Here is a 2,692-nt window from a genome sequence, read left to right on the forward strand (position 1 = left end):
TTCCTGCTTCAACAGGGCGGGGTCGTTGCAGATCAGGGTCTGCACCGGCGATGCCGGATTGGCGCAGGCGGTGCTGCCGGCGGCCGCTGCCGGGGCGCTGGCCGCCTTGCCGTCGGTGTTGGCCTGTTCGGTGGCGGCTGCAGGCGTCGTGGCCTGGGCTTCACCGGAGGGCGGGGTGCAGGCGGCCAGCAGGGCCACCCAACACAGGGTCATGAGGGGCTTGATGGCCCGGGTCATACGTTCACTGCTGCGCTGCATGTCTATCCTTTGATGTCTGCGTCCTGGCGCATGGCCTGCGGGCGGCAGGCATGGGGCGAACCATGGAACGGGGGTGCCGTGGCGGCCGCGCGGCGGGCTGGGCATTGCAACATCCCGCGCCGGGCCGTTGGCGGGAACAGAGCGTAGCAAGCGACTGCTTAGGGCTCTGTGACAGGACGCGCGGAACGCGGCGGCGGGTGCCCGGATGCAGAACGGGCGCCCGAAGGCGCCCGTCCGTGTGCATCCGTTGCTGGGGTCAGAGCCCTTTCCTGCGGAAAGGAATCCGACCCCGCGCACGGCATCAGTAGCGGTAATGATCCGGCTTGAACGGACCTTCCACCGGCACGCCGATGTAGTCGGCCTGTTCCTGGCTCAGGGTGGTCAGCTTCACGCCGATCTTTTCCAGGTGCAGACGGGCCACTTCTTCGTCCAGCTTCTTCGGCAGCAGGTACACCTTGTTCTCGTAGGTGCCCTTGTTGGCCCACAGGTCGATCTGGGCCAGGGTCTGGTTGGCGAACGAGTTGGACATCACGAAGCTCGGGTGGCCGGTGGCGCAGCCGAGGTTGACCAGGCGGCCTTCGGCCAGCAGGAAGATCGCATTGCCGTTGGGGAAGATGTACTTGTCCACCTGCGGCTTGATGTTGACGTGCTTCACGCCCGGGAAGTCGACCAGCGCATCGACCTGGATCTCGTTGTCGAAGTGGCCGATGTTGCAGACGATGGCCTGGTCCTTCATCGCGCTCAGGTGCTCGATGCGGATGATGTCCTTGTTGCCGGTGGTGGTGACGTACAGGTCGGCACGGCCCAGGGTGGATTCGATGGTGTTGACCTCGAAGCCTTCCATCGCCGCCTGCAGGGCGCAGATCGGATCGATCTCGGTGACCACCACGCGCGCGCCGTAGGCACGCAGCGACGCGGCGCAGCCCTTGCCGACGTCACCGTAGCCGCAGACCACGGCGACCTTGCCGGCCAGCATCACGTCCATCGCGCGCTTGAGGCCATCGGCCAGCGACTCGCGGCAGCCGTACAGGTTGTCGAACTTGCTCTTGGTGACCGAGTCGTTGACGTTGATCGCCGGGATCAGCAGGGTGCCGGCCTGGGCCAGCTGGTACAGGCGGTGCACGCCGGTGGTGGTTTCTTCCGAAACGCCCTTCCAGTCCTTGACCACGCGGCCCCAGTAACCCGGGCGCTCCTTGGCCACGCGCTTGAGCAGGTTCTTGATGACCTGCTCTTCGTGCGAAGCGGCCTTTTCGTCGACCCAGGTGCTGCCGTTTTCCAGTTCGTAGCCCTTGTGGATCAGCAGSGTSACGTCACCGCCGTCGTCGACCACCAGCTCCGGGCCGGTCAGGGTGCCGTCGGGCAGGGTGAAGGTCAGCGCGTCCAGGGTGCAGTCCCAGTACTCTTCCAGCGACTCGCCCTTSMWGGCGAACACSGGSGTGCCGGYGGCGGCGATSGCSGCRGCGGCGTGGTCCTGSGTCGAGAAGATGTTGCACGARGCCCAGCGCACGTCGGCGCCGATGTCCTTCAGGGTCTCGATCAGCACCGCGGTCTGGATGGTCATGTGCAGCGAGCCGGTCACGCGCACGCCCTTCAGCGGCAGCTCGGTCTGGTACTTGCGGCGGATGGACATCAGGCCCGGCATCTCGTGCTCGGCGATGTCCAGTTCCTTGCGGCCCCAGTCGGCCAGGGTGATGTCGCGGATCTTGTAATCGCCTTCGGTGGAGAAGGTCTTGGCAACAGCATTCATGCAGTAGCTCCKGTTGTGGGCGAGCGGATGCTCGCATCTGGCCGGGCGCCGTTGTTGCAAAGCCACCTGGCCGAGCCTGGCCGGTCTCAGGGATCCGGTCGCAGCGCCCCTCGGCAGGGGAGGATGCCCATTATATCGCGCCTCCGCTGTGACACGGCGATGACCCAACCATCGGCAGATGGGCGGAGGTGCATGGCCTGTTAAGGTCGAGGGCTTCACGCAGCGAACAGGTGGAACAATGATGAGCACGCACGCACGCCGCAACCGGCGCTTGACTGGCCTGGTCCTGTCGATGGCCCTGCTGGCGGTGGTCCCGCAGGCCTGGGCTGCCGCACCGCAGGCGGCCGCGGCGCAGGCGCAGGGCGTGGCCGGTTACGAGCTGCCCTCGGCCGCACTGCAGGCCGTGGTCGACGCGCCGCGGGCGCCGTCGCTGTTCCTGTCGCCGCGCCGGGATGTCGCCGCGTTGATGCAGATGCCGTCGCTGCCGTCGATCCAGGTGGTGGCGCAGCCGGAGCTGAAACTCGCGGGCCTGCGCATCAATCCGAAAACCTTCTCTGACAGCCGCTTCAGCTTCGGCCAGAAGCTGTGGTTGATGAATGTGGCTGACGGCAAGGAGCGGCAGATCAGCGGGTTGCCGGCCTCGCTGTCGATCGCCAGCCTGACGTGGTCGCCGGACCAGAAGTGGCT

The 2,692-nt window shown here is 66.5% G+C and carries 1 protein-coding gene, 2 pseudogenes and 1 riboswitch; of the genes and pseudogenes, 1 reads left to right on the forward strand and 2 read right to left on the reverse strand.

Annotation, left to right across the window (positions count from 1 at the left end):
• Both AC1VAN_RS17770 and ahcY read right to left on the reverse strand, forming a co-directional pair.
• A pseudogene (locus AC1VAN_RS17770) lies at positions 1–213 on the reverse strand (lysozyme inhibitor LprI family protein); the annotation flags it as partial.
• Positions 214–559: 346 nt separating this feature from the next.
• Positions 560–2,005 carry an adenosylhomocysteinase gene (gene ahcY / locus AC1VAN_RS17775; RefSeq protein ID WP_480986338.1) on the reverse strand — a complete coding sequence of 482 codons (1,446 nt, stop codon included), beginning with the start codon at positions 2,003–2,005 and terminating at the stop codon, positions 560–562.
• Between the two features lie 36 nt (positions 2,006–2,041).
• Positions 2,042–2,123, reverse strand: a riboswitch (S-adenosyl-L-homocysteine riboswitch).
• Positions 2,124–2,246: 123 nt separating this feature from the next.
• Here ahcY and AC1VAN_RS17780 point away from each other — a divergent pair.
• Positions 2,247–2,692 (forward strand): annotated as a pseudogene (locus tag AC1VAN_RS17780) (S9 family peptidase); the annotation flags it as partial.

Source organism: Stenotrophomonas sp. 05L44_2, from assembly GCF_056665995.1.